Annotated in this window: 21 protein-coding genes; 13 read left to right on the top strand and 8 right to left on the bottom strand. The window is 71.0% G+C overall.

The genetic code is table 11. From position 1 onward, the window contains the following. The first annotated feature begins 47 nt into the window (after positions 1-47). The 5 genes from hemP to LHP98_RS01200 are packed head-to-tail and all read left to right on the top strand — an operon-like array spanning position 48 to position 5,058. Positions 48-218 (top strand): hemin uptake protein HemP, encoded by a 171-nt coding sequence (hemP, locus tag LHP98_RS01220; RefSeq protein ID WP_227250678.1) that lies wholly within the window; start codon positions 48-50, stop codon positions 216-218. Between the two features lie 11 nt (positions 219-229). After that, positions 230-1,480, top strand: a complete 1,251-nt coding sequence (locus LHP98_RS01215) for an imelysin family protein (protein WP_227250677.1) — start codon at positions 230-232, stop codon at positions 1,478-1,480. 10 nt (positions 1,481-1,490) lie between these two features. Next, complete coding sequence (locus LHP98_RS01210; protein WP_227250676.1) at positions 1,491-3,005, top strand: di-heme oxidoredictase family protein; 1,515 nt, start codon at positions 1,491-1,493, stop codon at positions 3,003-3,005. A 3-nt stretch (positions 3,006-3,008) separates the two neighbouring features. Further along, positions 3,009-3,998 (top strand): imelysin family protein, encoded by a 990-nt coding sequence (locus tag LHP98_RS01205; protein WP_227250675.1) that lies wholly within the window; start codon positions 3,009-3,011, stop codon positions 3,996-3,998. Between the two features lie 4 nt (positions 3,999-4,002). Continuing rightward, complete coding sequence (locus LHP98_RS01200; RefSeq protein ID WP_227250674.1) at positions 4,003-5,058, top strand: DUF1513 domain-containing protein; 1,056 nt, start codon at positions 4,003-4,005, stop codon at positions 5,056-5,058. Positions 5,059-5,119: 61 nt separating this feature from the next. Here the strand turns inward: LHP98_RS01200 and LHP98_RS01195 are convergent, their stop codons facing one another. From LHP98_RS01195 to LHP98_RS01165, 7 genes are all read right to left on the bottom strand, one after another. Then, positions 5,120-6,061, bottom strand: coding sequence for an ABC transporter permease (locus tag LHP98_RS01195; RefSeq protein WP_227250673.1), 942 nt, complete (start codon positions 6,059-6,061; stop codon positions 5,120-5,122). Continuing rightward, positions 6,058-7,107, bottom strand: a complete 1,050-nt coding sequence (locus LHP98_RS01190; protein WP_227250672.1) for an ABC transporter permease — start codon at positions 7,105-7,107, stop codon at positions 6,058-6,060. The genes LHP98_RS01195 and LHP98_RS01190 overlap by 4 nt, the downstream gene beginning before the upstream one ends. After that, a complete protein-coding gene (locus LHP98_RS01185; RefSeq protein WP_227250671.1) occupies positions 7,097-8,617 on the bottom strand; it encodes an ABC transporter ATP-binding protein in 1,521 nt (506 codons plus the stop codon). Before LHP98_RS01185 ends, LHP98_RS01190 begins: the two co-directional genes overlap by 11 nt. Beyond that, positions 8,614-9,963, bottom strand: a complete 1,350-nt coding sequence (locus LHP98_RS01180) for an amidase (RefSeq protein ID WP_227250670.1) — start codon at positions 9,961-9,963, stop codon at positions 8,614-8,616. The genes LHP98_RS01185 and LHP98_RS01180 overlap by 4 nt, the downstream gene beginning before the upstream one ends. A 2-nt stretch (positions 9,964-9,965) precedes the next feature. Next, entirely contained in the window at positions 9,966-10,949 is a 984-nt protein-coding gene (locus LHP98_RS01175; protein WP_227250669.1) for a BMP family protein, read from the bottom strand. Positions 10,950-10,974: 25 nt separating this feature from the next. Beyond that, positions 10,975-12,267 carry an amidohydrolase family protein gene (locus tag LHP98_RS01170; protein WP_227250668.1) on the bottom strand — a complete coding sequence of 431 codons (1,293 nt, stop codon included), beginning with the start codon at positions 12,265-12,267 and terminating at the stop codon, positions 10,975-10,977. A 364-nt stretch (positions 12,268-12,631) separates the two neighbouring features. Then, positions 12,632-13,471, bottom strand: a complete 840-nt coding sequence (locus LHP98_RS01165; protein WP_227250667.1) for a CHAD domain-containing protein — start codon at positions 13,469-13,471, stop codon at positions 12,632-12,634. A 206-nt stretch (positions 13,472-13,677) separates the two neighbouring features. Between LHP98_RS01165 and LHP98_RS01160 the strand changes: the two genes are divergently transcribed. The 3 genes from LHP98_RS01160 to LHP98_RS01150 are packed head-to-tail and all read left to right on the top strand — an operon-like array spanning position 13,678 to position 17,982. Continuing rightward, positions 13,678-14,403, top strand: a complete 726-nt coding sequence (locus LHP98_RS01160; protein WP_227250666.1) for an ABC transporter ATP-binding protein — start codon at positions 13,678-13,680, stop codon at positions 14,401-14,403. Continuing rightward, positions 14,403-16,766 carry an ABC transporter permease gene (locus LHP98_RS01155; RefSeq protein WP_227250665.1) on the top strand — a complete coding sequence of 788 codons (2,364 nt, stop codon included), beginning with the start codon at positions 14,403-14,405 and terminating at the stop codon, positions 16,764-16,766. Before LHP98_RS01160 ends, LHP98_RS01155 begins: the two co-directional genes overlap by 1 nt. A gap of 4 nt (positions 16,767-16,770) precedes the next feature. After that, complete coding sequence (locus LHP98_RS01150; RefSeq protein WP_227250664.1) at positions 16,771-17,982, top strand: efflux RND transporter periplasmic adaptor subunit; 1,212 nt, start codon at positions 16,771-16,773, stop codon at positions 17,980-17,982. Between the two features lie 40 nt (positions 17,983-18,022). On the opposite strand, the gene LHP98_RS01145 is transcribed toward LHP98_RS01150, so the two are convergent. Next, on the bottom strand, positions 18,023-19,321 hold the full coding sequence (locus LHP98_RS01145) for a glycosyltransferase family 61 protein (RefSeq protein ID WP_227250663.1): 1,299 nt from the start codon (positions 19,319-19,321) through the stop codon (positions 18,023-18,025). A 226-nt stretch (positions 19,322-19,547) separates the two neighbouring features. On the opposite strand from LHP98_RS01145, the gene LHP98_RS01140 reads away from it, so the two are divergent. The 5 genes from LHP98_RS01140 (at position 19,548) to LHP98_RS01120 (ending at position 26,086) form a co-directional block, all read left to right on the top strand. Next, the gene (locus LHP98_RS01140; protein ID WP_227250662.1) at positions 19,548-20,534 is read left to right on the top strand and encodes a hypothetical protein; all 987 of its coding nucleotides are present in this window, start codon (positions 19,548-19,550) and stop codon (positions 20,532-20,534) included. Further along, on the top strand, positions 20,534-21,334 hold the full coding sequence (locus LHP98_RS01135; protein WP_227250661.1) for a hypothetical protein: 801 nt from the start codon (positions 20,534-20,536) through the stop codon (positions 21,332-21,334). The genes LHP98_RS01140 and LHP98_RS01135 overlap by 1 nt, the downstream gene beginning before the upstream one ends. Before the next feature lie 129 nt (positions 21,335-21,463). Continuing rightward, positions 21,464-22,567 (top strand): GSCFA domain-containing protein, encoded by a 1,104-nt coding sequence (locus tag LHP98_RS01130; protein ID WP_227250660.1) that lies wholly within the window; start codon positions 21,464-21,466, stop codon positions 22,565-22,567. A 4-nt stretch (positions 22,568-22,571) separates the two neighbouring features. After that, entirely contained in the window at positions 22,572-24,905 is a 2,334-nt protein-coding gene (locus LHP98_RS01125) for a glycosyltransferase family 2 protein (RefSeq protein WP_227250659.1), read from the top strand. A 68-nt stretch (positions 24,906-24,973) separates the two neighbouring features. Further along, positions 24,974-26,086 (top strand): glycosyltransferase family 61 protein, encoded by a 1,113-nt coding sequence (locus tag LHP98_RS01120; RefSeq protein ID WP_227250658.1) that lies wholly within the window; start codon positions 24,974-24,976, stop codon positions 26,084-26,086. The last annotated feature ends 87 nt before the right edge of the window (positions 26,087-26,173 follow it).

Raw genomic sequence — 26,173 nt, 5'->3', positions numbered from 1 at the left:
ACATGCCGGAACGAAGCCTGCCCGCTGCGGGGCCAGGGGGCACCGCGATGACCACCCCCGCTACCCTTGGCACCGACCTGGCGCCAGCGCCGGGCACTCCGCCCTGCCACGATGCCCAGGACCTGACCCGGGGCGGCGCCACGGCGATGATCGTGCTGAACCGGCAGCACTACACCCTGCGGATCACCCGGCAGGGCAAGCTGATCCTCACCAAATGACCGGAGCGACCATGCGCCTGACCGCCCTTCTTCTGTCTTCCGCGCTGGCAAGCCCCGCGCTGGCCGCCGACCCCGCCGCCGTGCTGGACACCTATGCCGACATCGCCGAGGCCGCCTATGGCGACAGCCTGACGACCGCGCAGGCGCTGCAGGCGGCCGTCGCGGCGCTGGTCGCGGCGCCGTCGGACGCAACCCTGCAGGCCGCCCGCGCCGCCTGGGTCGCCGCCCGCGTGCCCTACCAGCAGACCGAGGTCTTCCGCTTCGGCAACCCGATCGTGGACGATTGGGAGGGCCGGGTGAACGCCTGGCCGCTGGACGAGGGCCTGATCGACTATGTCGCCGCAGGCACCGCAACCAACGAGGAAAACCCGCAGGCCGGGCTGAACGTCATCGCCCATCCGACCTTCACCCTCTCGGGCCGGCAGATCGACGCCACCGTCCTCACCCCGGCGCTGATCGCAAAGACCCTGCACGAGGCCGACGGGATCGAGGCCAATGTCGCCAGCGGCTACCATGCCATCGAGTTCCTGCTCTGGGGCCAGGATCTGAACGGCACCGGGCCGGGGGCGGGCGCGCGGCCCCATACGGATTTCCTGCAGGGCGCGGATTGCACCGGCGGCAGTTGCGACCGCCGGGCGACCTATCTGGTGGCGGCGACCGATCTGCTGGTGGCCGATCTGGACTACATGGCAGGGCAATGGGCCGAGGGCGGGGCCGCGCGGGCGGCGGTGGCGGCGGACCCCGAGGCCGGTCTGATGGCGATCCTGACCGGGATGGGCAGCCTGTCCTATGGCGAGCAGGCGGGCGAGCGGATGAAGCTGGGGCTGATGCTGAACGACCCCGAGGAAGAGCATGACTGCTTTTCCGACAACACCCACATGAGCCATTTCTATGATGGCCTGGGCATCCGCAACGTCTATCTCGGGGCTTACAACCGGGTGGACGGGTCGGTTGTCGCGGGACCGTCGCTGTCGAACCTGGTGGCTGCAAGCGACGCCGGGGTTGATGCGCAGCTCAGGACGGAACTGGATGCCTCGGTCGGGGCCTTGCAGGCCATCGTGACGGCGGCCGAGGGCGGTATGGCCTATGACCAGATGCTGGCGCCGGGCAATGCCACGGGCGAAGCGCTGATCCTGGCGGCCGTCGATGCGCTGGTGACCCAGACCAGGTCGATCGAGCGGGCCGTGACCGCGCTGGGCCTGTCGAAGCTCAAGTTCGAAGGCTCGGACAGCCTGGACAACCCCAACGCCGTCTTCCAGTGAGGCTGGTGGCATGAGGTTTCACCCGGTTCTGCCGCTGCTCTTGCTGATCGCCGGCCCGGTGCTGGCGCAGGCGCTGGACGACCCGCATCTGGCGGTGCTGCCGCGCACCAAGGCCGAGGCGGCGAAGGTGGCCGCCGTGCTGGCCGCGCCAACCGGTTTCGCCGCACCCGAGGCCTTCGAGGCAAAGTCCGCCGGGGCGGCGACGGTGCGCGACACCGGCACGGCGGATGCCTTCAGCCAGTTCTCGGCCAACATGCCGTTCGAAGACGAGATGCGCTTCAAGCTGGGCAATGCGCTGTTTCGCAAGACCTGGGTGGCGGCGCCGGCTTCGACCAAGGCCTCCGACGGGCTGGGTCCGCTGTACAACGCGCGGGCCTGCCAGGATTGCCACCTCAAGGACGGCCGGGGGCATGTGCCCGAGGGGCCGGACGACAGCCGGGTGTCGATGTTCCTGCGCCTGTCGGTGCCCGGCGGGCCTGTGCCAGATGGCATTGTCGAATGGCGGACGACCCGACCCGAGCCGACCTATGGCGGCCAGTTGCAGGACCTGGCGGCGCCGGGCCATGCGGCCGAGGGCCGGATGGAGATTTCCTACGACGAAGTGCCGGTGAGGCTGGCTGACGGAACCGTCGTTCCCTTGCGTGCGCCGTCCTATGCAGTGGGCGACCCGGCCTTCGGCGCTCTGGCGGCGGGGGCGATGCTGTCGCCGCGGGTGGCGCCGCAGATGATCGGGCTGGGGCTGCTGGAGGCGATCCCCGCGGGCGACATCCTGACGCTGGCCGACCCGGAGGATGCCAACGCCGACGGCATCTCGGGCCGGGCGCAGATCGTGCCCTCGGTGGAATTCGGCGCGCCGATGCTGGGGCGGTTCGGCTGGAAGGCCGGCGCGCCGACGGTCAAGGAACAATCGGCGGGGGCGTTCGCAGGCGACATGGGGCTATCCAGCCCGCTGCACCCCGACCCCTGGGGCGATTGCTCGACGGTGCAGGCCGGTTGCCGCGCCGCCCCGCATGGGCAAGAGGCAGGGCAGCGCGACGGGCTGGAGGTGGATGGCGAAAGCCTTGAGCTTGTCACCTTCTACAGCCGCAATCTGGGCGTGCCGGAGCGGCGCGGCGTGGACGACCCGGCAGTGCTGCGCGGCAAGGCGGTGTTCCATGATCTGGGCTGCGCCGGCTGCCATGTGCCGAAGTTCGTCACCCATCGGCTGGACGGCCAGCCCGAGCAAAGCTTCCAGCTGATCTGGCCCTACACCGACCTGCTCTTGCACGACATGGGGCCGGGGCTGGCCGATGGCCGCCCCGAAGGCCGCGCCTCGGGAACCGAATGGAAGACGCCGCCGCTCTGGGGCATCGGCTTGACGGCGCAGGTCAGCGGCCATACCCAGTTCCTGCACGACGGCCGCGCCCGCAGCCTGACCGAGGCCATCCTCTGGCATGGCGGCGAAGCCCAGGACGCGCGGGACGGCTTTGTCGGGCTCTCCGCCCAGGACCGCGCCGCGATCCTGGCTTTCCTGGAAAGTCTGTAGGCCATGCCCCGCCCCCCCGTCCTGCTTGCGCTGATGGCCGCCCTGGCCCTGGCCGCCCCGGCCCGTGCCGACTACCCCGAAGCGATCCGCGACGTGATCCTGCCCGGATACGCCGCCTTCGCCGAGGCCGCTGCCGCGCTGGACACGGCCGCCCAGGCGTCCTGCGAGGCGCAGGCGCTGGAACCGGCCTTCCACACCGCGTTCGATGCCTGGATGGCGGTGGCACCCCTGCGCATCGGCCCGGCCGAGGAAGACGGCCGCGCGCTGGCGATCCTGTTCTGGCCCGATCCGAAGGGGTTGGGGGCCAAGGCCCAGGCGGCCCTGCTGGCGGGCGAACCGGCGGCGCTGACGCCCGAGGGGCTGGCACAGGCCTCGGTCGCGGCGCGCGGTCTGTTGGGGCTGGAACGGCTGCTGTGGCCCGCCGAGCCGCTGCCCGCCGACCCCTGCCCGCTGGTCCGTGCCACGGCGGCCGACCTGGCGCGGATGGCGGCGGACTTGCGCGACGGCTGGCAAGGCGACACCGGCTTTGCTCAGGCGATGCTGAGCGCGGGCACCGAAGGGAACGCGGAATTCCTCAGCGGCCCCGAGGTGCGTCAGGCGATCTTCACCCTGATCCACGCAGGGCTGGAGCAGATCGCCGACCAGCAGTTGGGCCGCCCGCTGGGCAGCTTCGACAAGCCGCGCCCCGAACTGGCGCAGGCCCGCGCCTCGGGCCGGTCTTTGAGCAACGTGGTGCTGGAGTTGCAGGGCCTGCGGGCGCTGACCGAAAGCCTGACGCCCGACGCGCCGCTGACGCTGGCCGCTTTCGACCATGCGCTTGGTCTGGCCGAGGCCTTGGCGGACCCGGTCTTCGCCGGGGTGGCCACGCCGGGCGGGCGGTTGAAGGTGGAAATCCTGCAGCAGGCGGTGCGCGCGCTGCGCGACACGGCGGCGGTGGAACTGGCGCGCGAGTTGGACGTGGACCTGGGCTTCAACGCGGCGGACGGAGACTGACCGCATGACCAGCCGCCGCGCCTTTCTGGCCGGCCTTGCCGCCGCGGCCGTGCCGAAACCGGGGTGGGCGGCAGCCGGCAGCCCGGCCTTCCTGGCCGCCGGCAAGCGCGGCGAAGCGCATGAGTTGTGCGGGCTTTCCGCTACGGGCGGGATCGTCTTCCGCCAGCCGCTGCCCGCCCGCGGCCACGCCGCGGCGGCACATCCGCTGCGGGCCGAAGCCGTGGCCTTTGCCCGCCGCCCGGGGGTGTTCGCGCTGGTGCTGGACTGCGCCACGGGTGCGGTGCGCCACCGGATGACCCCGCCCGAGGGCCGCCAGTTCAACGGCCACGGCGTGTTTTCCGCCGATGGCGCGGTGCTGATGACCTCGGAAGTGGTGGCCGAAGGGTCGGCGGGGCGGATCGGGCTGTGGGATGGCGCGACCTATGCCCGGATCGGCGAATGGGACAGCGGCGGGATCGGGCCGCATGACATGAAGCGGCTGGCCGATGGCAGGTTGATTGTGGCCAATGGCGGCATCAAGACCGATCCGGGCGACCGGACCAAGCTCAATCTGAAGGCAATGCGACCGAACCTGACGCTGTTGTCGCAGGAGGGCGCGGTGCTGGACCGGGAGGAACTGGCGCCGGAGATGCACCGGAACTCGATCCGCCATCTGGCGCTGGTCGGTGAGGGCGTGGCCTTCGCGATGCAATGGGAAGGCGACCCGGCCGAGCCGGTGCCGCAACTGGGGCTGTGGACGCCCGGCAGCGCGCCGCGCCTGTGCCCGCCGCTCGAGGCGGAGATGTTCGCGATGCAGGGCTATGCCGGGTCGATTGCGGCCACGCAGGATGCCCTTGCGATCACCTCGCCCAGGGGCGGCGTGGTGATGCTGTTCGGACTGGACGGCACGCCGCTGGCAACGCACCGCCGCGCCGATGTCTGCGGAATTGCGTCGGCGGGCGACGGCTTTCTCGCCAGCGATGGCGCCGGGGCTTTGCTGCGGGTGACGGTCGAAGGGATCGCGCCGCTGGCCCAGGGCGGGCCGCAGTGGGACAACCACCTGGTGGCGCTGGGGTCGTAAGGCGATTTCCGAAGTCGGAAATCGTGCACGGAATTCGACTTCGAATTCCGGTCCCGGGGCTTCAGCGTTCGCCTCTTCGATAGGGCTGCATCAGCGCCTCGGGCACGCGGGCGCGGCGGGCGACCAGCACCAGCGCCAGGATCGACAGCACATAGGGCGCCATCAGGAACAGCTGGTAGGGCACGCCCTCGACGGTGGTCTGTAGCCGCAGCTGGAAAGCGTCGAACAGGGCGAAGAGAAGCGCGCCCAGAAGCGCCTTGCCGGGCCGCCACGAGGCGAAGACCACCAGCGCGATGCAGATCCAGCCGCGGCCCTGCACCATGGTCGGGAAGAAGCTGTTGAAGGCCGCCAGCGTGAGGAAAGCCCCGCCCAGCGCCATCAGCGCCGAGCCCGCCATCACCGCGCCGATGCGGATGGCCACCGGGTTCAGACCCTGCGCCTCGACCGCATGCGGGTTCTCGCCGGTCATCCGCAGCGCCAGTCCCAGCGGCGTGCGGGCCAGCACCCAGGCGGTGACGGCGACCAGCAGCAGGGCAAGGTAGGTGGGGGCGGTCTGGCTGAAGACGGCCTCGCCCAGGAAGGGCAGGTCCGACAGGCCGGGGATGTGCAGCGGCTGGAACGGCTCGATCGTGGGCGGCAGGTCGCCGACCTGCACCCAGAGGCGATAGAGGTAATAGGACAGCGAGGCGCCGAAGAGCGTGATCCCGAGGCCCGAGACGTGCTGCGACAGGCCCAGGACCACGGTCAGGACGGCGTGCAGAAGGCCCAGCAGCAGCCCGGCCAGCGCCGCCACCAGAAGGCCGGTCCAGAGGTCGCCGCCCCAGTAGACGGTCAGCCAGCCTGCCATGGCGCCCATGGTCATGATCCCCTCGATCCCGAGGTTCAGCACGCCCGCGCGTTCGCAGACCAGCGCGCCGAGGACGCCGAAGATCAGCGGCGTGGCGATGCGCAGGACGGCGGCCCAGAGGCTGGCGTTCAAGAGGATGTCGAAGGCCTCGGTCATCGGCGCAGCCTGTATGTGGTGAAGAGAAGGGCCGTCAGCATGGCCAGCAGCGAGACCGACATGATGACGTCGGCAATGAACGAGGGCACGCCGGTGGCACGGCTCATCGCATCGGCGCCGACGAAGACGGTGGCGACAAAGACCGCCGCCGCGACGACCCCCATCGGGTGCAGCGCGGCCAGCATGGCGACGACGATGCCGGCATAGCCGAAGCCAGGGGACATCGTGGTGGTGACCTTGCCGGCGGGGCCCAGCACTTCCACGGCGCCGGCCAGACCGGCCAGGCCGCCCGACAGGAGGGCGACCTTGACCAGCGTGGCGGTCAGCGGCACCCCGGCGAAGGCGGCGGCGCGGGGGTTCAGGCCGGCGGCGCGGGTCTCGGCGCCGAAGACGGTGCGCGACTGCACCAGCCAGACCAGCGCCGCGACCGCCAGCGCCAGGATCAGGCCGATGTGCAGGCGCGACCGCGGCACCAGGTCGGGCAGCCGCAGGTCGGCCGCGACCGGCACCGATTGCGGCCAGCCGAAGGCCATCGGGTCCCTGAGCGGGCCTTCCACCATCAGTCCGACGAACAGGATCACGATGAAGTTCAAAAGCAGAGTCGTCACCACCTCGTCGACGCCGAAGCGCAGCCGCATCAGCGCCGGGCCGACCAGCAGGGCGGCACCCCCGGCCATGCTGGCCAGCATCACCAGCGCGATGGCCAGCGGCGCGGGCAGGCCCGACAGCAGGCTGTGGCCCAGGCCCGCCGCGACCAGCGCGCCGATGTAGAACTGCCCTTCGGCGCCGATGTTCCACAGCCGGGCGCGAAAGGCCACGGCAGCAGCGAGGCCGGTGAAGATCAGCGGGACCGCGCGGGTCAGCGTCTCGGTGACGGCGAGGCGCGAGCCGAAGGCGCCGCGCAGCATCTCGGCATAGGCGGCGGCGGGGTTGACGCCGGCCATGGCGATCAGCCCGGCGCAAAGCGCCAGCGCCACGGCGATGGCCGCAAAGGGGGCGATCAGCAGGGCGGTCAGCGAGATGTCCTCGCGCCGTTCAACCCGCATGGCGCGTCTCCCAGATTCCGGCCATCATCAGGCCCAGCGTGCGGGCATCGGCCGCTTCGGCGGTGACCGGGGCGGAAAGCCGGCCCTTGACGATGGCCTGGATGCGGTCGGACAGGCCGACGGCCTCCTCAAGGTCTTCCGAGACCAGCAGGATCGCCGCGCCCTCGGCCCTTGCGGCCAGAAGTTCGGCATGGACGGCGGCGATGGCGCCTTCGTCCAGGCCGCGGGTGGGCTGGTTGGCCAAGAGGAAGCGCGGGCGGGCGGCAATGTTGCGGCCCAGGATCAGCTTTTGCATGTTGCCCCCCGACAGCAGGCGGGTGCGGGTGTCCGGCCCCGCGCCGCGGATGTCGAAACGGCGGATCAACTCGGCGGCAAAGCTGCGGGCGGCGGCGCGGCGCACGAAGCCGCGGGTCGAGAAGGCGGGCTCGCGCAGGCGTTCCAGCACGGCGTTTTCCCAGACCGTCAGGTCGCCCACCGTGCCCTCGGCATGGCGGTCTTCGGGGATGCGCCCAAGGCCCAGTTGCACCGCCTGCCTCGGGGTCAGGCGGGTGATGTCGCGGCCGTCAAAGGTGAGCGTGCCGGCTAAGGGTCTGGCTAGGCCCGAAAGGACACGGCCCAGGGTGGCCTGGCCGTTGCCGGAGACGCCGACGATGCCCAGGATCTCGCCCTGGGCGACGTCGAAGTCGATGGCGTCGAGGGGCGTGCCGTGGCCTTCGCGAACGGTCAGGCCACGGGCGACCAGCACCGGCGCGCCGACGGGATGGGCGGCGCGCCGGGGCCGGGTGACGCTGCGGCCGACCATCAGTTCGGCCAGTTCGGCCGGGCTGGTGTCAGCGGTGCGCCGTTCGGCCACGACGCGGCCGCCACGCAGCACGGTGACGCGGTCCGAGGCCGCCATCACCTCGTGCAGCTTGTGGCTGATGAAGATGATCGACAGGCCGGTCGCGGTCATCCCGCGCAGGATGCGGAACAGTTGTTCGGCTTCGGGCGCGGCAAGGACGGCGGTGGGTTCGTCCAGGATCAGGATGCGGGCGTTGCGATACAGCGCCTTGAGGATTTCCACCCTTTGCCGTTCGCCCACCGACAGGTCGGCCACCCGCGCGTCGGGGTCGACCGGCAGGCCGAAGGTCTCGGACAAGTTGCGGATGCGGGCCTTGGCCTCGGCGCGGCGGCTGTCGAGCCGCAAGAGCGGTTCGGTGCCGAGGGTGATGTTTTCCGTCACCGTCAGGTTGCCGGCCAGGGTGAAGTGCTGGTGCACCATGCCGACGCCGGCGGCGATGGCGGCGCGGGGCTGACCGGGCGGCAGCGGGCGGCCATGCACCCGCACCTCGCCGGCGTCGGCGGCGTAGTGGCCGAAGAGGATGTTCATCAGCGTGGTCTTGCCGGCGCCGTTCTCGCCCAGGAGGGCGAGGATTTCGCCCTGGCGCAGGCGCAGCGAAATGGCGTCGTTGGCGGTCAGCGCCCCGAACCGCTTGGTGATGCCGTCAAGTTCCAGGATCGGCTCGGTCATGGGTGGCCTGCGATGGGGTATGGGTAGCCGACGGGGGGTTGGCTGGCCCGCAGGCGGGCGCCGAGGTCCAGAAGCGCGCGGTCGCTGCCGATGGGGGCCATGAGCTGGATGCCAAGGGGGCGGCCTGCGGTGTCGGTGCCGAACGGCAGGGCGAGGGCCGGGCAGCCCGAGACGTTGGCCAGGGCGGCGTTGGGGGCGGCGGCGTACATCGCGGTGAAATGAGCGTCGGGATCGCGGGCGGTGAAATCGAAGGCGTCGGGGGCCGGCGGGGGGCCGGAGAGGACGGGCATCAAGAGCGCGTCGGTGTCTGAAAAGACTTTCCAGGTATCGTGGGCGATCCGGGCGAGGTCGCGGCTGGCGGCAAACAGTGCGGGAGCGGGCATCGCGGCGCCTTCGGCAGCGATGGCGGCGACAAGGGGCGAAAGGTCGGGCTCGGCGAGGCCGAGGGCGGCGGTCCACTCGGCCAGCGAGGCGGTGAGGATGCAGCGCGCCACGGCGCCGGCGCGCAGGCCGAGGATGTCGGGCGCGGGGATCTCGGTGACGATGCAGCCGAGATCGGCCAGTGCTAGGGCGGCGGTGCGGGCGGCAGCGGCCTGTTCGGGGCCGGTGCGGGAGGGGATGGCGATCGATATGCGAACGGAGGTTCGGAAATGCAGGTCGGCGGGGTCGGCGGTGGGGCCATGGGCCGTGCCGGAGGCGGCGTCGAAGGCGGTGGCGACGTCGCGGACGGAGCGGGCGAGGACCAGTTCCGAGGCGAGGCCCATCAGGTGATTGCCGAAGTCGGGGCCTTGCGGGATGGCGCCTCGGGACGGTTTCAGCCCGACCAGCCCGCAGGCGGCGGCAGGCACGCGGATGGACCCGGCGGCGTCGGTGGCGTGGGCGATGGCGACGATACCGGCGGCAACGGCTGCTGCGGCGCCGCCGGAGGAGCCGCCGGGCGACAGGGCCGGGTCGAAGGGGTTGCGGGCGGGGCCGGAGGTGAGGGCAAGGCCGAATTCCGGCACCGTGGTCAGGCCGAAGGGCACAAGGCCCGCGCGGCGGAAGCGGTTGAAAAGCGTGCTGTCTTCGCCGGGGACGGCGCGGCGGCGCAGGGCGGCGTTGCCGGCCGCGACGGGCAGGCCGGCGGCGGCCGAGCCGAGGTCCTTGCCGAGGAACGGCACGCCGGCGAAAGGCCCCTGCCCCGGCCGCGCGGCGGCAGCGCCGGCGCGGCCAAGGTCGGGGTCCAGCAGGCAGACCGCGCCCAGGCTGGCGCGGTCTTCTGCGGCCCTGAGCGCGGCCTCCATCACCTGCGCCGGGCTGACCCGGCCTGCAGCGATGGCCTCCGCAAGCGAGGTGGCGTCCTGCACCGTCAGGCGGGCTCGTTCGCGTCGATCGGCACCTCGAAGGTGCCGGCGGCGATGGCGGCCTTCTTCTCCTCCATCGCCGGGACGGCATCGGCCGGAACCTCTTCGGCGACGAAGATCAGCTCGTTGCCGCCGTATTTCATGAACGAGTATTCAGTATAGTCCCGGCCAACCGGCTTGCCCGCCGCGATGTCGGCGACGATGGCCTCGACGGTGGGGCGGTAGTTCCAGATCGCGTTGGCGAAGACGGTGCCGGGGTAGCGCGGGGTGTAGTCGATCAGCGAGCCGATGGCCTTGACGCCGCGTTCCTGCGCGCCATCGGCGGTGCCGATGCGTTCGCCGAAGAGGATGTCGGCGCCGCCGTCGATCTGGGCCACCGCCGCCTCTTTCGCCTTGGCCGGGTCGAACCAGGCGCCGATGAAGCCGTTGAGGAATTTCGCGTCCGGGTTCACCTCTTTCACGCCCATCCGGTAGGCGTTGATCAGCAGGTTCACCTCGGGGATCGGGTAGCCGCCGACCGAGCCGAAGGTGCCGGTCTTCGACATCTTGCCGGCCAGCATGCCGGCCAGATAGGCGGCCTCGTGGTTGCGGGTGCCGAAGACGCCGAAGTTGTCGCCGGACGGCCCGCCGGACGAGCCCATCAGGAAGGCGGTGTCCGGGTAGTCGGCGGCGACGGCGCGGGCCTCGTCTTCCACGGCGTAGGATTCACCCCAGACAAGCTGGGCCCCGCCTTCGGCGTATTCGCGCATGGCGCGGGCATAGTCGGTGGCGGCGACGCCTTCGGAGAAGTCGTAGGTGATCAGCCCGTCGGCGGCGGCGGCCTGCATGGCGGAATGGATGCGCGAGTTCCAGGCGTTCTCCACCGGCGAGGCGTGCACGCCGGCGACCTTGATCGCGGTCTGCGCCTGGGCGCGGCGCAGGTAGGCGGGCAGCGCCAAGGTGGCGGCGGTGCCGATCAGAAGCTGGCGGCGGGTCGGGGTCAGGGTCATGGCAGCGGTCCTTTGCTCAAGGGGTTCAGTCTTCGGCAATCGGCGCATAGGCGGCGGGGTCCAGCGTTTCGGGCCGGCCGGGCAGCGACAGGCGGGCCTGGCGCGGGGCGGTTTCCGCAAGGATGCGGCCCTCGCGCAGGACGTAGAGGCGGGTGGCGCGCAGGCGGATGGCCTCGATCGGGTCGCGCGCCTGCAGGATAACCAGGCTGGCCGGGCCGCCGACGCGCAGGGTTGGGTCGGGCAGGCCCATGGCCGCGGCGCCGCCTTGAGTGACCGAGCGGAAGGCCCAGGCCATCGCCTCGCGCGAGGTCATGGGAACGGCGTGGATGCCCATGTGGGCGACCTCGAGCATGTCGGCGGAGCCGAGCGGATACCAGGGGTCCATGGTGCAATCCTGGCCGAGGGCGACGTTCACCCCGGCGGCGCGCAGTTCGGCGATGCGGGTCAGGCCTCGGCGGCGGGGGTAGGTGTCGGAGCGGCCCTGAAGGGTGATGTTGATCAAGGGGTTGGGGATGATGTGCAGCCCGGCCTCGGCGATCAGCGGGATCAGCTTCGAGGCATAGTAGTTGTCCATCGAATGCATCGAGGTGCAGTGCGAGCCGGTGGCGCGGCCCTGCAGGCCCAGGCGGAGGGTCTCGGCCGCGAGGGTCTCGATATGGCGCGACAGCGGGTCGTCGGATTCGTCGCAATGCAGGTCGACCGGCAGGCCCCGGTCGGCGGCGATCTCGCACAGCCGGCGGACCGAGTCGGTGCCGGCCTGCATGGTGCGTTCGAAATGCGGGATGCCGCCGACCACGTCGACGCCCATGTCCAAGGCGCGCAGCAGGTTCTTCTCGGCGTTCGGGCTGCGGTAAAGGCCGTCCTGCGGGAAGGCGACCAGTTGCAGGTCGATGTACGGCGCGACGCGGCGGCGGACTTCGAGCAGGGCTTCGGTCGCGGTCAGGCGGTCGTCGCAGACATCGACATGGCTACGGATGGCCAAGAGGCCCTGCGACACGGCCAGATCGCAGTAGCGCAGCGCGCGTTCCATCACCGCCTCGGGGGTCAGGAGCGGTTTCAGTTCGCCCCAGAGCGCGATGCCTTCCAGCAGAGTGCCCGAGCGGTTGAGCCGCGGCAGGCCCAGGCTGAGCGTGGCGTCCATGTGGAAATGCGGGTCGACGAAGGGCGGCGCGACAAGCTGGCCGGCGGCGTCGATCACGCGGGCAGCTTGCGCCTCGATCCGGGGGGCGATCTCGACGATGCGGCCGTCGCGGATGGCGATGTCCGCGGGCAGCTTTGCATCGGGCAGCCGCGCCGCCCGCACCAGGATATCCAGCATGTCACCCCCCTGCCCTTGCGACCCGTGGAATCAGGCCCGGCAGTTTTTACCTGTTGGTAAGGAACCCCAGCCGGGCCGGTCGATCAAGCGGAGTCGCGACAATTGGCCGGGAATCGATTTCCGAAGCCGGAAATCGTGCACGGAATTCGACTTCGAATTCCGTCCTCGGGGCGGTCAGAGCGCGATTGGCCAGATGCGCCGGGCGTCGCTCTGGCAGATGGCGGCGCGCTCACCTTGGGAGCAGTCACCGACAGGTCGGCCAGGGGTCAAGGGGCGGGCGCCGAACATATGCTGCTCGCCCGCGCTCTGGCGCCCTGACCGAAGGCTCTCTCGCCGCCCACTCCGGGCGCCTGCGGCAGCGGCGTCACGCCTCGGCGCGCCAGGGCAGGCGGCTGGCGAATAGCCGCTGCCAGGTCGCTTCGGCCTCGGCCAGGGCCTCGGTCTGGTCCGGCGGCAGGCGGTCGGGGCGCTTGCGCTTGTCCAGCGCAAGCAGCACGGCGTAATCGTTCAACACACCCAGCGCATCCTGGATGCGGCGAAAGTCGCTGCGGAACGGCTCGGCGTCCAGACCGGGGTAAAGGTCGGCGAAGAATTCGGCCAGGTAGCGCAGGCTTTTCATGTCCTTGCGGAACTCGTGGCGGTCGCGCTCGGGGATCGCCGCGACCGAGGCGCCATAGCGGAGACAGCGCTGCCAGGCGCGGTCCAGCGCCTGTGCCGCGACGGCAAGAACCGGCCCTTGCCGCGCCGCGACGGCAACCTTGCCGCGCCGGAACAGCGCGCCGCCGGGCTGCACCTGGGCCTGCAGCCGAGGCGGGAAGGCCACCGCCTTGTCCCGGCGCAGCCGCTTGCGCATCGCGTCGCGCAGTCGGGCGTTGCGGCGGCGGCGGTCTTCTTCGCCGGCTTCGCCCTTGCGCCCTGTGACATAGACGTCGCTGTCACGCACCTGGCCCAGGTCGCGGAAGATGGTCTTGGCCACCTTGCGCAGCCGCGCGGCCTGCTTTCGGCGCAGGATCGGGGCAAAGGCGTCCAGGCAGGTGGTCAGGCGCCGCAATGCGACGCGGGCCTTGTGCGGCCCGGTTTCGTCGTCGCTGCCAAGAAAGATGGCCAGAGCGGCGTCGATGGCAATGGCACAATCCCCCACGATGCCGCGAAACGTCGCTTCACAGCCAAGGTCGGAAGGCGAGGCCGGGGTCGTGTCGGTCAAGGTCGTCCTGCAGGTTGTCGGCGGGCCGTCCGGCTGCGACCTGACCGGCAGCATAGCAGCGGATTGTAAGACCTGTGTGACTGTTCTGGCGCCAGCGGCTCTGACGCGGCAACGGCTTGTCAGGCATGGCCGCTTCGTGGCTTGATATGGCCCGGGGGTTTGCCGGCGTTCGGCCCGCGGCCCCCCCGCGCACAAAGGGCAGATCGATGACCTCGGCTGAAGCGGATGCGCCGGCCGTTCTGCGGACTGAGGCGATCACCAAGGTTTACCGGACCGGGGCGGTGGCCGTACAAGCGCTGCGCGGGGTCAGCCTGGCGCTGGCCGAGGGCGATCTGGTGGTGCTTCTGGGGGCTTCGGGGTCGGGGAAATCGACGCTTCTGAACATCCTGGGCGGGTTGGACCGGCCGACCGAGGGGCAGGTCTGGTTTCGCGAGCAGAACCTGACCACGCTGTCGGATTCGGAATTGACCCTCTACCGGCGGGCGCATGTGGGCTTCGTCTTCCAGTTCTACAACCTCGTTCCTTCGCTGACCGCGCGCGAAAACGTGGCGCTGGTGACCGAGATCGCCACGGCGCCGATGCGCCCCGAAGAGGCATTGGATCGGGTGGGCCTGGGCGCGCGGCTGAACCACTTTCCGGCGGAACTGTCGGGGGGCGAGCAGCAGCGCGTCGCCATCGCCCGGGCCATCGCCAAGCGGCCTGGGCTGCTGTTGTGCGACGAACCCACCGGGGCGCTGGACAGCGCGACCGGCATCACCGTGCTTGAGGCACTGGTCGAGGTGAACCGCGATCTGGGGGCGGCGACGGTGCTGATCACCCACAATGCCGCGATCCAGGCCATCGCCGACCGGGTCATCACCATGGCAGACGGCCGCATCGCCGGCGACAGCCGCAACGCCGTGCCGCTGCGCCCGGCGCAGGTCAGCTGGTGATGCGCGCGCTGGACCGCAAGCTCTTGCGCGACCTGCGCCGGATCTGGGCGCAAAGCCTGGCCATCGCGCTGGTGCTGGCCTGCGGGATCATGGTGCTGGTGATGGCCGACGGCACGTTGCGGTCGCTGTCGGAAACCCGCGCCGCCTATTACGACCGGCACCGCTTTGCCGATGTCTTCGCCGGGGTGACCCGCGCGCCCCGCAGCCTGCTGGATCAGGTCGCCGCCATCGACGGCGTGGCCCAGGCCGAGGCGCGGATCGTGCTGCCGGCCGTGCTGGACCTGGACGGCATGGCCGAACCCGCCACCGCGCGGGTGCTGTCGCTGCCCGCGTCCGGCACGCCGGCGCTGAACCTGCCCTTGCTGCGTGCGGGCCGGATGCCCGACCCGCTGCGCGAAGCCGAGGTGCTGGTCAACGAGCCCTTTGCCGAGAAGAACGCCCTGCACCCCGGCGACCGCTTCCGCATCACGCTCAAGGGCCAGCGGCGCGACCTGGTGGTGGCGGGGGTGATCCTGTCGCCCGAGTTCATCTACACCATCGGCCCCGGCACGATCATGCCCGACGACCGCCACTTCGGCCTGATCTGGATGAACGAGGCCCCGCTCGCCGCCGCCGCCGACCTGGACGGCGCCTTCAACGATCTGACGCTGGGTCTGGCCCGCGGCGCCAGCGAGGCGGCGGTGATCGCCGCGCTGGACCGGCTGCTGGCGCCCTATGGCGGCACCGGCGCCCAAGGCCGCGACCGGCAGGTCAGCCACGTCTTCCTGAACAGCGAATTCCAGCAGCTGACGACGATCTCGGTCACCATTCCGCCGGTGTTCCTGATCGTCTCGGCCTTCCTGGTGAACATGGTGCTGGGCCGGCTGATCGCGCTCGAGCGCAGCCAGATCGGCCTTCTGAAGGCGCTGGGCTACGGCACCGGCCAGATCGCCGGGCACTACCTGAAGATGAGCGTCGGCATCGGCATCGGCGGCGTGGCGATGGGCCTGGCGGCCGGCTGGCGCGCGGGGCAGTGGATGACCGGGCTCTACGCCGAATACTTCCGCTTTCCCTGGCTGATCTACGACCCCGGCCCGCGCGCGCTGACCCTGTCGGCGGCGCTGGGGATGGCGGCGGTGGTGCTGGGGGCCTTGCGGGCAGTCTGGTCCTCGGCCCGGCTGGCGCCTGCCGTCGCCATGTCGCCGCCGGCTCCGCCCACGTTTCACCGCGGCTGGGTGGACGGCGTCGGCCGCCTTCTCGCGCTGCGGCAATCCAGCATGATGATCCTGCGCTCGGTCACCCGCTGGCCGGGCCGCGCCGCCGTCACCTTTTTCGGTGTCGCTGCCTCGGTCGCGGTTCTGGTCGGCTGCTTTTTCATGTTCGACGCCATGGACCTGATGATGGACGAGCTGTTCGTGCAGGCGAACCGCCAGGACGTGACACTGATCCTGGCCGATGCCCGCAACGACATCGCCGTCACCGACGCGCAGGGGTTGCCCGGGGTGCGGCTGGCCGAGGGCGGCTTTGCCCTGCCCGTCCGGCTGTCCTTCGGCGCGACCAGCCGGCTGACCACCTTGCAGGCCCGCGCGGACGGCGCCGAACTGACCCGGCTTCTGGACCCCGAGGGCCACGCCATCGCCCTGCCCGGCGACGGGCTGGTGCTGCCCGAACGGCTGGCCGGGCGGCTGGGCGTGCAGCCCGGCGACCGGGTGCAGGTGGAGCTGCTGGTTCCCCCGCGCGAAACCTGGCAGGTCGAGGTGACCGGTCTGATCCGGCAAAGCCTGGGCGAAGAGGTTCACATGGCGCGCGCGGCGGTGTTCCGCCGGATGCGCCAGCCGCCGCAGGTGAACATGATCCATCTCAGTGTCGATCCGGCCGCCCTGCCGGCGCTGAACGCCCGCGTCAAGGCGACACCGGCCATCGCCGGGCTGACCTCCTGGACCGACGTCGAGGCCGAGGTCGAGGCCTCGACCGACCGATCCATGAAGTCGGTGACGCTGATCTTCTCGGCCCTGGGCGTGCTGATCGCGTTGGGGGTGGTCTACAACGCCGCCCGCATCCAGCTGGCCGAACGGGCGCATGAACTGGCCTCGCTGCGGGTGCTGGGGTTTTCCCGCGCCGAGGTCGGCTTTGTGCTGGTGGGCGAGATGATGCTCCTGGCGCTGCTGGCCATTCCGGCCGGCTGGGGCCTGGGCTACGGTTTCGCCGCTCTGGTGCACCAGGGGTTTTCCACCGATGTCGTCAGCCTGCCGTTCCAGATCACCCGCCGCACCTACGGGCTGGCGGCGCTGATGGTCGGCGTGGCGGCACTGGTGGCGGCGCTGTGGGTGCGGCGCGGGCTGGATCGGGTCGATCTGGTCCAGGCCCTGAAGCAAAGGGAATAGCGCGATGCAGGGGATCAAGCTGGTGATGTCGGGAATGGCGGGGCTGGCACTGGTGGCGGCCGCGGTCTGGTCGCTGCGCCCCGACCCGCTGCTGGTGGACCTGGTGGCGGTGACACGCGGGCCGATGGAGGTGACGGTCGAGGCCGAAGGCGTGACCCGGGTGCGCGAGACCTGGTCGGTGACCGCGCCGATCGCCGGCACCGTCGCCCGCTCGCCCGTGCGCGAGGGCGATGCCGTGGTGCGCGACGAAACCGAGGTGGCGCTGATCCGTCCGGCCGACCCGCCCTTGCTGGACGCCCGCGCGCGCGCCCAGGCCGAGGCCGCCGTGACCGAGGCACAGGCGGCCGTCCGGCAGGCCGAGGTGGTGCTGGCGCAGGCCCAGACTGACGAGGCGCTGGCCCGCGCCCAGCTGGACCGCAACGTCGAACTGGCGCGGCGCGGCATCATTCCGCAGCGCGCGCTGGAAGATGCCGAACAGAAGGCCAGCGCCGCCGCCGCCGCGTTGGATTCGGCGCGCGCCGAACTGGACCTGCACCGCGCCACCCTGGCGCGAATGCAAGCCCAGCTTTCCGGCCCCGAAACCGCCAAGACCGGCATTGCCGACGGCGAATGCTGCCTGCGCCTGCGCGCGCCGCAATCCGGCACCGTGCTTCTGGTCACCGACCTGAATGCCCGCCCGGTGCAGCAGGGCGACCTGCTTGTCACCATCGCCGACCTGCAGGACCTGCAGATCGAGGCCGACCTCTTGTCGTCGGACGCCGTGCGGGTGACCCCTGGCGCGCCGGTGCATGTCGAACGCTGGGGCGGGGCCGGCACGCTGGAGGCGCGGGTCGAACGGATCGACCCGACCGGCTTCACCAAGGTCTCGGCGCTGGGAATCGAAGAGCAGCGAGTGCTGGTCCACATGGACTTCGTCACCCCGCCCGCGGCCCGGGCGGGCCTGGGCGATGGCTACCGGGTGTTCGTCCGTGTCGCGGTCTGGCAGGCCGATGCCATCCTGCAGGTGCCGCAAAGCGCGCTGTTCCGGCAGGGCACCGACTGGGCGGTGTTCAAGGCCGTCGCAGGCCGGGCCGTCCTGGCCCCGGTCAGCATCGGGCAATCGCAGGGCGGCATGGCCGAGGTGCTGTCCGGTCTGGCCGAAGGCGATCTGGTCATCGCCTATCCCGGCAACCGGATCAGCGAGGGCGCCCGGATCGAGGCCCGCGCCGCGCCCTGAACGGCGATCGGCGGGCCCGGCCCGCCCCCGCCCCGCGGCATCAGGCCCCCGGCGCGCCGCCCTTGGCCCGGTCCGCCTCGGCGCGCAGGGCCGAGGTCAGCTTGCGCCGTTCGCGCCGGGTCAGACCGTCGGGCTCAGGCCCCGCGGCGACGGTCTCGCCGGCGCCGGCCACCTCTGCACTCGTCGCGTGGCGCCGGGCGAAGGACCGGCTGGGAAGCGGGCTGAACGTCAGCTTGCCACGCTTGAGACGGGCTTCGGCCTCGCGGATCGCCGCCCTGGCTTCGGCCTCGGTCAGGCTGGCCCAGGCGGTGCCCTGCGGGACGAATCCGGCCGCGGCCAGCGCCTGGCCCAGGGCCGCGAAATCCAGTTCCCCGATCGAGAAGCGGTCGGCGCGCTTGCGGTCCGAGCGGACCCAGTCCTGCCGGATCACGTCGATGACCTGCGGCCGGTTGCCCAGGAACGAGGTCAGGTGCTGGATGATGCTGTCCGAAGCATGGCTGTCGCGGCGCTTGATGACGGCGACCTGCTGGTCGCGCGCGCCCGCCATCGCCAGCAGGTGCAGCGCCGATCCGTCCAGCGCCACGATCTGCCGCCCCGCCTTGTAGCGGGCGATCTGCTCGGTCAGCGAATGCTTCTGCGGGTGGTAGATCTCATAGCCCTCGGCCGCCAGAAGCTGCTCCAGACGCGCCTCTTCCAGAATGCCGCCGCGCGCGGCGCTGAGGCCGGACCGCGAGATGTATAGCCTTGCGCCGCCCTGGGGGGCGACCGACCTGGCAAAGCGGCGCAGCATGAAGTCGCGGAATGCCGGGGTTCCGCCGCCCAGCGGGCCGATGCCAAAGCCCTGGCCGGGCACCTCGAGAAGGTCGACGCGGGTGGGGCGGGTGACGATCCGGATCGGCAGGTCCAGCCCGAGCAGATCGAAGAACAGGCGCTGGAAGGCATGCAGTTCAAGCGGGCCGTTGGCCTCGTCGCCGCTGCGCTTGGACACGAAGACGATGCCGTCCACCGGCCCCTGCACCGCATCCAGCGCCCACAGCCGGCCGGTGGTCTCGGTCAGGAAATGGCCGAAATGATTCAGCAGCACCCCGCCCCAAAGCCAGCGTCCGGGCAGGCAGTCCTGCGGCGCGACATAGTCGGGCTCTACCATCAGCGGCCCGCCACGCCACAGCACCGCTTCGTGCACGTAGCCGCGCCCGGCATCGAAAACGCCAATCGGCTGGACGGTCTCTTGCGACAGCGTGGTGGCGATGACGGCATCCGGCACCGGCCTGATGCGGCACGACCAGCCGCCCAGGGGGCTGGGGGCCAGGCTCGGGTCGTCAAGATCGGTCGGGTGCATGCCGCAACTCCTTGCACCATCCCCTGCCTGCCAGACCGCCGAAACCGCTTGTCCGCCGCGGCCGCAGGCGCAGATGCCCGGGCACATTGCGGTCGGATCGGTCAGAGTGTCAACCAGAGCCGGGGCCGGTGAAACACCCCGGCGCGGCCGTCAATAAACGCTTCCGGACCGCCCGTTCCGGCCCTAGACTGGCGAAAACGACCAAGGCAGCAGCAGCAGGCATGTGATGGACCCTTCGGCAACGCGCGTGCAGATGTCCAACCGCCGGATCGGCGTATTGGGCGGTGACCCGCAGCTTTCGGTCGCCGCGGCGCTGCGCCGGGCCGGTCTGGACGTCGCCGATGCCGAACCGCCGCCGAAGCAGATGAACGATGCGCAACTGGCCCGGTTCGGGTTTGCCGCCGCCTCGGTGCGGGCCGGCCGCTTGGGCGATGTCCGGCACCTGCTGCAACTGGTGCAGGAGGCGACCGGCGAACGCCAGCCCCGGCACTGGGTCTGGAAAGACGCGGCCGGTCGGTTCTTCGACGGCCTCAGACCGGGTCTGGACCCCGCCAGCGCCGACCGGGCCGAGGTGGAAAGCTGCCGCCGGGCCCATCTTGCTGCCCTGGGCGGGCTGCTGGCGCAGCTTGACGACCTGGTGCTTCCGCTCTGCCGCACCGCCGGCGTCTTCGACGCGGCGGATGGCACCGTCTATCCGGGGCCGGTGCCCGGCGCCCGCCTGCCGCGCGGCTGCAAGCTTGTGCTGGCGGCCCATTCGCTGGCCGACCTCGAGGCGGATTTCCAGGCCTTGCATGCCTGCCTGACGGCGCTGCGGCCCGGACTTCGGCTGCATCTGGTCGTGCTGGCCCCGCCGCAGCCCGCCCCCGAGGCGCTGGCGGCGCGGATCACCCTGCAGACGCTGGCTGCGGACTGGGCCGGCCGCCTGCACGGCGTGCGCCATGACACCATCCTCGACGCCCTGATCGGGCGACTGGCCGCGCCGGACGCCGACCCGCGCCTTGGCCCGTTGCTGGCGCGCCTGTTCGCGGCCGAGGATGTGGCCGCCGCCCTGGTGGACGCCGCCGCCCCACCCAGGACCGACCCGACCGAAGCGCCGGCGACCACGCCGGCCGACCGCCGCGCACGGCGCGAGGCGCGGGCCAAGCGCAAGAAGCGCGCCGGTCCGGACGCCCGCGTCGTCTGCGAGGACGAATTGCTGGAGGCGTTCTCCTGATGCGCCTGTGCGTGATCGGCAATTCGCATCTGGCCGCACTCAAGCTGGGCTGGGACGCGCTGTCGCGGGCCGGCGATCCGGCCTGGGCCAAGGTCACTCCGGTGTTCTTCGGCGCCCCGCGCGACGGGATGCGCCAGGTCCGTCTGGACGACGGCTGCATCGTTCCGGCGCGCAAGGACATCGGCGAGCAATTCGCACTGATGTCGGGCGGCCAGACCCGCATCCGCCTCGGCGACTATGACGGCTTCGTGCTGGTCGGGCTGAACGTCTCGATCAAGCGCATCCTGCGGCTGTACCGGACCCACCTCTGGTATGGCCTGGCCGACGACCCGCGCAAGACCCTGCTGCACAGCGGCGTCGCCACCGACTTCCTGACCGAGCGCTATGGCTCGACCCTGCTGGTGCAGACCGCGGCCCTGCTGCGCGGCGCCGTCAGCGCCCCCATCGTCGCCCTGGCCGAACCGTTCTGGGCGTCCTGGGTCCGCGCCGAGCGTGACGCCAAGCCCGACTATGGCTGGGACAAGGCAATCAGCGCGGGCGATGCCGCAGCCCTGGCCGGGATGTTCCGCAGCACGGTGACCGCGGCCCTGGCGCCCCATGCGAGCTTCGTGCCGCAGCCGCCACAGACCGTCGAAGACGGCATCCTGACGGCCGCGCCATACAACAAGGATGCCTCGCGGCTGATCAGCGGCGATGGCGGCGGCACCGACGCGGCCCATATGAACGGCGCCTTCGGGGCCGCGCTCTGGCCACTGCTGCGCCAGGCGCTGCAATCCGAAACCAGCGTTGCGGCGGCCTGACCACGCCCCCCGGCGGATCGGCCGAACCGACGCACCGGCGCACCCGGGGGGTTGAATCCGCCCCGACCATGGCGCAACGTCGCAGCCAGAGGCCGTCGGGTTGGGTCCGGCCCCGGCAAGGATGGCGGAATGCAGGGTAACTCACCGTATCAGGGCCTGGCCGCGCGGGCCTACTGGCGCACCGGCCTGGCCGAAACGCCCTATCCCCCGGCCGGGATCTACCAGCCGAAATGGCGCCTGGCAAAGACCGACCGGATCGTCACGGCCGGCTCCTGTTTCGCCCAGCACGTCGGGCGCGCCCTGCGGCGCAACGGCTTCAACGTGCTGGACGGCGAACCGGCGCCCGACCGGATTCCGGCCGATCAGGTCAGCCGCTATGGCTATGGCCTGTATTCGGCGCGCTATGGCAACATCTACACCGCCCGCCAGTTGCGCCAGCTTCTGGAAGAAGCCTGGGACATCGCGCCCGACTTCGACGCGATCTGGCACAAGGACGGCCGCTGCTACGACGCCCTGCGCCCCAACATCGAACCCGATGGCTTCCCCGACGAAGCCACGCTGCGGCAGGCGCGGCTGCTGCACCTGGCCAAGGTGCGCGAGGTGTTCTCGCAGGCCGATGTCTTCGTCTTCACCCTGGGCCTGACCGAGGCCTGGATGCACAAGCCGACGGGCCAGGTCTATCCCACGGCACCGGGGACCATTGCCGGCAGCTTCGACGAAGCGCTGCACGGCTTTGTCAACTTCCGGCTGGCCGAGGTGCGGGCCGACCTGCTGGCCGCCCTTGCCCGCCTCAAGGCGCTGAACCCGGGCCTGCGTGTCCTGCTGACAGTGTCGCCGGTGCCCCTGACTGCCACCGCGTCGGGCGACCATGTGCTGCCGGCCACGAGCTATTCCAAATCGGTGCTGCGGGCCTGCGCCGGCGAGCTTGCCGCCGATTTCCCCGAGATCGACTATTTCCCGTCCTACGAGATCGTGACCTCGACCAAGGCCGGGGCGTCTTATTTCGAACCGAACCTGCGCAGCGTCACCGATGAAGGCGTGGCGCGCGTCATGGCGGTGTTCACCCGGGCGCATCTCGAAGACGGCTCGTCCGACGCGGGGCCAGCGCCGGAACCGGAATCGGAATCGGAATCGGAATCGGAAGCCGGGGACCAGAACCGCGAAGACCGCAAGGACCGCCGGGCGCAGCGGCAGGAACGCAGGGAACGCCGGCGTGCGGGGAAAGAGGCCTGAGCCATTGGGCGACACAGCCGAAGACGCCCTGCCGGCCAGCCGTCGCAGGAAACCGGCGGGCAAGGCCGGTGCCGTGGCCGCGGTGCGGGCCACCGTCCTGCGCCGCCTGTTGCCGGGCCGGGACATCGGCGCGCCGGGCCTCAGCCGGCTGATTGCCTGCATCGAGACCGAGGATGAGCGCCGCCGCTTCGTCTTCGGGTCCGGCACCCGCGCCACCGCCTTCGAAGCGGCGCCATCGCTGGGCCATGCCGTCGTCGAAAGCCTGGTCGAAGTGGCCGGCTCGACCCTCGTCACCGCGCGCGGCCCGGGACCGCTGGCCCTGGCCGACGGCGGTCGCCTCGATGCCCCGGCGCTGCGGGCCGAACCCGGGCTTCTGGCCGACCGCAACACCCTGCTGGGCTGCCGGATCGGCGAGACCGCGGCGCAGGTTGCCGACCACCTGATCTATCATGCCCGCAGCTTCGGCGCTTCGGGCGCGCTCATCATCGACCGCGCGCCCGACGCCGACCCCGATTTCGACGCCGCGCTGCGTCTTGCCCTGGCCGGCATCGACATGACCGTCGTGCTCTTGGGCTGCACCCTGCCGCTGGGCAAGCCGGACACGCCGGCGCAGACCCATGTCACCCAGGCGCCCGGGGCACCGGGTCTGGCGCGGATCGAAAGGCCGGCGCCGGATCGCTGGCGTGCCGCGCTGGGCGAGCCGCTGCTCTATGAGGCCGCCAAATGGGCCTTTCTGTCTCAGGCGCGGGCGGTGCTGGCGCTTGACGTCACCGACGTGCTTGCACCCGACGCACCCAACCCGTTCGAGCTTTGCCGGCAGGCGGCGGGCGGCTGCATCGCGCTGACCGGGACGCCGGCCTATCCCTGGCGCGTCAAGCCCGGCCAGCCGGCGCGCTTCGGCGACCACATCTGCCGGCCCTTCGCGCCGGTGTCCCGGCTGACGCGCTGGGGGGTGTCGCCCCGGCGGGCGGGCCTTGGCCGAATCTGGCGGCTGGTCCGCATCGCCGAGACCGCGCCGCAGACGCTGCCGGCGGTTCCGTTCTTTCGCGCGATGGCCATCCGCATCCCGGACGAACCGACCGCCCGGCTGGTGCCCAAGACGTCGATCATCGAAGACCCGATGCTCCTGGCCCTGGCGACAGATCATTTCGGCCACAACCCGGCGCGCCCGCCGAAGACGGCCATCCGTCCGGCGGCGGCCAAGGATGTGGGGCAGCTTGACACCGTGATCGTGACCACGATGAAGAACGAAGGCCCCTTCCTGCTGGAATGGATCGCCTATCATCGCGTCCTCGGGGTCACCGGCTTTCTGGTCTATACCAACGACTGCACCGACGGCACCGACAGCTTTCTTGCGCTGCTGCAAGCCAAGGGCCTGTGCCAGCACCGCGAGAACCCCTGGCGGCCCGGCGGCAGCGCCAGCCCGCAGTATGCCGCCCTGCAAGCCGCCGAGGCCGAGCCGGTCATGCAGGCCGCCGACTGGCTGATCTGCATGGACGTGGACGAATACATCAACGTCAAGATCGGCGACGGCACCCTGCCCGGGCTGTTTACCGCGATGGGCGAGGCCAACATGATCAGCCTGACCTGGCGGCTGTTCGGCCATTCCGATGTGGTCCGCTACGAGGATCGCCCGGTCCTGGCGCAGTTCGACCGCTGCGCCCCGGAAATCGTGCGCAAGCCGCACCAAGCCTGGGGCTTCAAGACGCTGTTTCGCAACATCGAGATCTTCCGCAAGTTCGGCGTGCATCGCCCCAAGGGCCTCAAGCCCGACCACTGGGACCGCATCCACTGGCTGAACGGCTCGGGCCGGCCGATGCCGAACGAGATGCTGCGCAACGGCTGGCGCTCGACGCTGGCGACCTATGGCTATGACTGGGTGCAGCTCAATCATTACGCGGTGCGATCGGTGGAAAGCTTCCTGGTCAAGCGCGACCGCGGCCGGGTGAACCACATCGACCGCGACCAGGGCCGCAACTACTGGTTCAGGATGAGCCACAACGCCGAAGCGGACCACTCGGTCCAGCGCATGCTGGCGCCGCTGCAGGCCGAGATGGACCGCCTGCTGGCCGATCCCGAGATTCGCGCCGCGCATGACCTCAGCGTCGCCAGACATCGCGAGAAGATCGCCGAACTGATGGCGCGCGCGGATTCCCAGGCGCTGTTCGCCGAACTGACCGGCGCGCGGATGAACCGGCTGTGCCGCATGCAGCAGCACTTCGGCTCGGCCGTGTTCAGCGCCGGGCCGCAGGTGATTCCCGACGAGATCGCCCTGAACCCGGACCTTCCGCCCGACTTCTTCTTCACCGTGCCGCAGCCGGGGGAGGCAAGCCATTGACCCCACCGTCCGCCCCCCCGGGGCGACCCCAGGCCCGGCCCGGCGCATCCCGCGCCGCCGCCGACCCGATGGACGCGACCCAGGCCCCCGATCCGCTTGGCGGCTGGTCGACGACGATCCGGTCGGTGCCGGACGCCGTCGTCAACCATGTCCAGGCAGGCTATCTGGTTCATCCCTCAGGGGTTTTCGACGCCAGCGGTCGCTATGTCCACGAGGCGGTGCTGTGGCGCGGGCGGCCGCTGATGGTGCCGCCGCCGCTGCCCGAGACGCCGGCCTATCAGCCCGGCCGCTGGATGTGGGCCGGCCCCCTGCACGCCCATTTCGGCCACTTCCTGACCGAAAGCACCGGCCGCCTCTGGGCGCTTGAGCGGTTGGAGAAGGACATCGACGGCATCGTGTTCCTGCCCGGCGCACCCCTTGACCCGGCCGCCGGCGCACCGGAACTCACCGGCTTTCAGCGCGCCTTCCTCGATCTGCTCGACCTGCGGGTGCCGGTCCGGGTGCTGGACCGGCCGACCCGGTTCGAGCATCTCGAGGTGCCGGGCCAGGGCTTCGGCATCGGCCCTCTGGCCGGCGGCACGGCCCCCTTCCGCGCCTTCATCCGCAACCGGTTTGCCCGTTCGGTCGCGCCGGACGGTCCCCAGCGTCTGTATATTTCGCGCGCGAAGCTTGGCGCCGATTTCGGCGGCATCCTGGGCGAAAAGCGGCTGCAGACCTACCTTGAGCAGGCCGGCTACGCCATCTTCCACCCCCAGTTGCAGAGCCTGACCGAGCAGATTGCGTGCTACAAGGCGGCGCGGCTGGTCGTGGCCCCGGACGGCTCGGCGCTGCACCTTCTGGCGATGGTCGCACGGCCCGACCTGCGGGTCGCGGTCATCCGGCGCAGGCTTGGCCCCGGCGCCAACGGCATCCTGCAGCAGCTTGCCGATTTCACCGGAACCAAGCCTCTCGTCATCGACGCCATCCTCGGCAACTGGATCCGGTCAGACCGCAAGCGGGTGGACAACTTCTCGTTTGGCGAAGTCGATTTCGCGGCGGTCGGCCAGCGCCTGGCAGAGACGGGCTTCGTGGCCCAGGCGGCGGACTGGACCGCCCTGCCCGCCGCAAGACCGGCGAAGCTGATCCGCAACATCGAGGCCACCCTGAGCCGCCGGAAACTGACCTTCCGCCTGGACCGCTAGGCCGGCGCCGCCGGTCCGGGTGCCTTGCGGCACGGTCGCCGGCGTTGCATCATCGCCGGCATGACGCCGGTCCCTCTGTCCGCCCCC

Origin of the sequence: Rhodobacter sp. Har01, from assembly GCF_020564565.1 — a bacterium.
Taxonomy (GTDB): Bacteria; Pseudomonadota; Alphaproteobacteria; order Rhodobacterales; family Rhodobacteraceae; genus Pseudogemmobacter.
The sequence above is the reverse complement of the archived record's forward strand: the minus strand, read 5'-3'. Positions and strand labels throughout refer to the sequence as shown.

What these genes read in the sequence shown, in the direction of transcription:
- hemP (WP_227250678.1), top strand. Translation starts at nt 48, where the DNA reads ATGACCACCCCCGCTACCCTTGGCACCGACCTGGCGCCAGCGCCGGGC.
- LHP98_RS01215 (WP_227250677.1), top strand. Translation starts at nt 230, where the DNA reads ATGCGCCTGACCGCCCTTCTTCTGTCTTCCGCGCTGGCAAGCCCCGCG.
- LHP98_RS01210 (WP_227250676.1), top strand. Translation starts at nt 1,491, where the DNA reads ATGAGGTTTCACCCGGTTCTGCCGCTGCTCTTGCTGATCGCCGGCCCG.
- LHP98_RS01205 (WP_227250675.1), top strand. Translation starts at nt 3,009, where the DNA reads ATGCCCCGCCCCCCCGTCCTGCTTGCGCTGATGGCCGCCCTGGCCCTG.
- LHP98_RS01200 (WP_227250674.1), top strand. Translation starts at nt 4,003, where the DNA reads ATGACCAGCCGCCGCGCCTTTCTGGCCGGCCTTGCCGCCGCGGCCGTG.
- LHP98_RS01195 (WP_227250673.1), bottom strand. Translation starts at nt 6,061, where the DNA reads ATGACCGAGGCCTTCGACATCCTCTTGAACGCCAGCCTCTGGGCCGCC.
- LHP98_RS01190 (WP_227250672.1), bottom strand. Translation starts at nt 7,107, where the DNA reads ATGCGGGTTGAACGGCGCGAGGACATCTCGCTGACCGCCCTGCTGATC.
- LHP98_RS01185 (WP_227250671.1), bottom strand. Translation starts at nt 8,617, where the DNA reads ATGACCGAGCCGATCCTGGAACTTGACGGCATCACCAAGCGGTTCGGG.
- LHP98_RS01175 (WP_227250669.1), bottom strand. Translation starts at nt 10,949, where the DNA reads ATGACCCTGACCCCGACCCGCCGCCAGCTTCTGATCGGCACCGCCGCC.
- LHP98_RS01170 (WP_227250668.1), bottom strand. Translation starts at nt 12,267, where the DNA reads ATGCTGGATATCCTGGTGCGGGCGGCGCGGCTGCCCGATGCAAAGCTG.
- LHP98_RS01160 (WP_227250666.1), top strand. Translation starts at nt 13,678, where the DNA reads ATGACCTCGGCTGAAGCGGATGCGCCGGCCGTTCTGCGGACTGAGGCG.
- LHP98_RS01155 (WP_227250665.1), top strand. Translation starts at nt 14,403, where the DNA reads ATGCGCGCGCTGGACCGCAAGCTCTTGCGCGACCTGCGCCGGATCTGG.
- LHP98_RS01150 (WP_227250664.1), top strand. Translation starts at nt 16,771, where the DNA reads ATGCAGGGGATCAAGCTGGTGATGTCGGGAATGGCGGGGCTGGCACTG.
- LHP98_RS01145 (WP_227250663.1), bottom strand. Translation starts at nt 19,321, where the DNA reads ATGCACCCGACCGATCTTGACGACCCGAGCCTGGCCCCCAGCCCCCTG.
- LHP98_RS01140 (WP_227250662.1), top strand. Translation starts at nt 19,548, where the DNA reads ATGGACCCTTCGGCAACGCGCGTGCAGATGTCCAACCGCCGGATCGGC.
- LHP98_RS01135 (WP_227250661.1), top strand. Translation starts at nt 20,534, where the DNA reads ATGCGCCTGTGCGTGATCGGCAATTCGCATCTGGCCGCACTCAAGCTG.
- LHP98_RS01130 (WP_227250660.1), top strand. Translation starts at nt 21,464, where the DNA reads ATGCAGGGTAACTCACCGTATCAGGGCCTGGCCGCGCGGGCCTACTGG.
- LHP98_RS01120 (WP_227250658.1), top strand. Translation starts at nt 24,974, where the DNA reads ATGGACGCGACCCAGGCCCCCGATCCGCTTGGCGGCTGGTCGACGACG.